General features: G+C 65.4%; 1 protein-coding gene. It reads left to right on the forward strand.

Annotation, left to right across the window (positions count from 1 at the left end; translation table 11 throughout):
- Nucleotides 1–3,254: DNA-directed RNA polymerase subunit beta (locus VN856_RS09420; RefSeq protein WP_325688284.1), on the forward strand; the 3,254-nt coding region annotated here is incomplete at both ends.

Below are 3,254 nucleotides of genomic sequence, written 5' to 3' on the forward strand. Positions count from 1 at the left end.
CGCGAGATCGCCTCTGGCCGGGGGGACGTCAACCCGGTCGGTGGCCTCGAAGAGGTGCTGTACGAGTTGTCGCCGATCGAGGACTTCTCGGGCTCAATGTCGCTGTCGTTCTCCGACCCCCGCTTCGACGAAGTCAAGGCGCCGGTGGACGAGTGCAAAGACAAGGACATGACGTACGCGGCTCCGCTGTTCGTCACGGCTGAGTTCATCAACAACAACACCGGTGAGATCAAGAGCCAGACGGTCTTCATGGGTGATTTCCCGATGATGACCGAAAAGGGCACCTTCATCATCAACGGCACCGAGCGTGTCGTGGTGTCCCAGCTGGTCCGGTCGCCGGGTGTGTACTTCGACGAGTCGATCGACAAGTCGACCGAGAAGCTGCTGCACAGCGTCAAGGTGATTCCGAGCCGCGGTGCGTGGCTGGAGTTCGACGTCGACAAGCGCGACACCGTCGGTGTGCGCATCGACCGCAAGCGCCGTCAGCCGGTCACCGTGCTGCTCAAGGCGCTGGGCTGGACCAGCGAGCAGATTCATGAGCGGTTCGGTTTCTCCGAGATCATGATGTCGACGCTGGAGAAGGACAACACCGCCGGTAGTGACGAGGCGCTGCTGGACATCTACCGCAAGTTGCGTCCGGGCGAGCCGCCGACCAAGGAGTCCGCGCAGACCCTGCTGGAGAACCTGTTCTTCAAGGAGAAGCGCTACGACCTGGCCCGCGTCGGCCGCTACAAGGTCAACAAGAAGCTCGGGCTGAACGCCGGCGAGCCGATCACTTCGTCGACGCTGACCGAGGAAGACGTCGTCGCCACCATCGAGTACCTGGTGCGCCTGCACGAGGGCCAGGTGACCATGACGGTTCCCGGCGGCACCGAGGTTCCGGTGGAGACCGACGACATCGACCACTTCGGTAACCGCCGCCTGCGCACCGTCGGTGAGCTGATCCAGAACCAGATCCGCGTCGGTATGTCCCGGATGGAGCGCGTCGTCCGCGAGCGGATGACCACGCAGGACGTCGAGGCCATCACGCCGCAGACCCTGATCAACATCCGCCCGGTGGTCGCCGCGATCAAGGAGTTCTTCGGCACCAGCCAGCTCTCGCAGTTCATGGACCAGAACAACCCGCTGTCGGGTCTGACCCACAAGCGTCGCCTCTCGGCGCTGGGCCCGGGCGGTCTGTCCCGTGAGCGCGCCGGCCTGGAGGTCCGCGACGTGCACTCCAGCCACTACGGCCGGATGTGTCCGATCGAGACCCCGGAAGGTCCGAACATCGGTCTGATCGGGTCGCTGTCGGTGTACGCACGGGTCAACCCGTTCGGCTTCATCGAGACGCCGTACCGCAAGGTGAACGACGGTGTCGTCAGCGACGAGATCCAGTATCTGACCGCCGACGAGGAAGACCGCCACGTCGTCGCGCAGGCCAACTCGCCGATCGACGAGAAGGGTCGGTTCCTCGAGGACCGCGTGCTGGTTCGACGCAAGGGCGGCGAGGTTGAGTACGTCTCCTCGGCCGAGGTCGACTACATGGACGTCTCGCCGCGCCAGATGGTCTCGGTGGCCACCGCGATGATTCCGTTCCTCGAGCACGACGACGCCAACCGCGCCCTGATGGGTGCCAACATGCAGCGCCAGGCGGTTCCGCTGGTGCGCAGCGAGGCACCGCTGGTGGGTACCGGCATGGAGTTGCGTGCCGCGATCGACGCCGGCGACGTCGTCGTCGCCGACAAGGCGGGCGTGATCGAGGAGGTGTCGGCGGACTACATCACCGTGATGGCCGACGACGGCACCCGGCACACCTACCGGATGCGCAAGTTCGCCCGGTCCAACCACGGCACCTGCGCCAACCAGCGTCCGATCGTGGACAACGGTGAGCGGGTCGAGGCCGGCCAGGTCATCGCCGACGGGCCATGCACCGACAACGGTGAAATGGCGCTGGGCAAGAACCTGCTGGTCGCGATCATGCCTTGGGAAGGTCACAACTACGAGGACGCGATCATCCTGTCCAACCGCCTGGTTGAGGAGGACGTGCTCACCTCGATCCACATCGAGGAGCACGAGATCGACGCCCGCGACACCAAGCTCGGTGCCGAGGAGATCACTCGGGACATCCCGAACGTCTCCGACGAGGTGCTGGCTGACCTCGACGAGCGCGGCATCGTCCGCATCGGCGCCGAGGTTCGCGACGGCGACATCCTGGTCGGCAAGGTCACCCCGAAGGGTGAGACCGAGCTGACCCCGGAGGAGCGGCTGCTGCGTGCCATCTTCGGTGAGAAGGCCCGCGAGGTCCGCGACACCTCACTGAAGGTGCCGCACGGCGAATCCGGCAAGGTGATCGGTATCCGGGTGTTCTCCCGCGAGGATGACGACGAGCTGCCGGCCGGCGTCAACGAGTTGGTCCGCGTCTACGTCGCCCAGAAGCGCAAGATCTCCGACGGTGACAAGCTGGCCGGACGCCACGGCAACAAGGGCGTCATCGGCAAGATCCTGCCCGTCGAGGACATGCCGTTCCTCCCGGACGGCACCCCGGTGGACATCATCTTGAACACCCACGGTGTGCCGCGACGGATGAACATCGGCCAGATCCTGGAGACCCACCTCGGGTGGGTGGCCAAGGCCGGCTGGAGCATCGACGGGTCACCCGAGTGGGCGGCGAACCTGCCTGCGGACCTGCACAATTCGGAGCCGGACGCCATCGTGGCGACGCCGGTGTTCGACGGCGCCAAGGAAGAGGAGCTGCAGGGCCTGCTGGCCTCGACGCTGCCCAACCGTGACGGCGACGTGCTGGTCAACAGCGACGGCAAGGCGGTGCTGTTCGACGGCCGCAGCGGCGAGCCGTTCCCGTACCCGGTGACGGTTGGCTTCATGTACATCATGAAGCTGCACCACTTGGTGGACGACAAGATCCACGCCCGCTCCACTGGTCCGTACTCGATGATCACCCAGCAGCCGCTGGGTGGTAAGGCGCAGTTCGGTGGCCAGCGGTTCGGTGAGATGGAGTGCTGGGCCATGCAGGCCTACGGCGCGGCGTACACGCTGCAGGAGCTGTTGACCATCAAGTCCGACGACACTGTCGGCCGGGTCAAGGTGTACGAGGCGATCGTCAAGGGCGAGAACATCCCCGAGCCGGGCATCCCCGAGTCGTTCAAGGTGCTGCTCAAGGAGCTGCAGTCGTTGTGCCTCAACGTCGAGGTGCTGTCCAGCGACGGCGCTGCCATCGAGATGCGCGACGGCGACGACGAGGACCTGGAACGCGC

It is taken from the genome of Mycobacterium sp. (assembly GCF_035603715.1).
In the GTDB taxonomy this organism is placed as follows: Bacteria; Actinomycetota; Actinomycetes; order Mycobacteriales; family Mycobacteriaceae; genus Mycobacterium.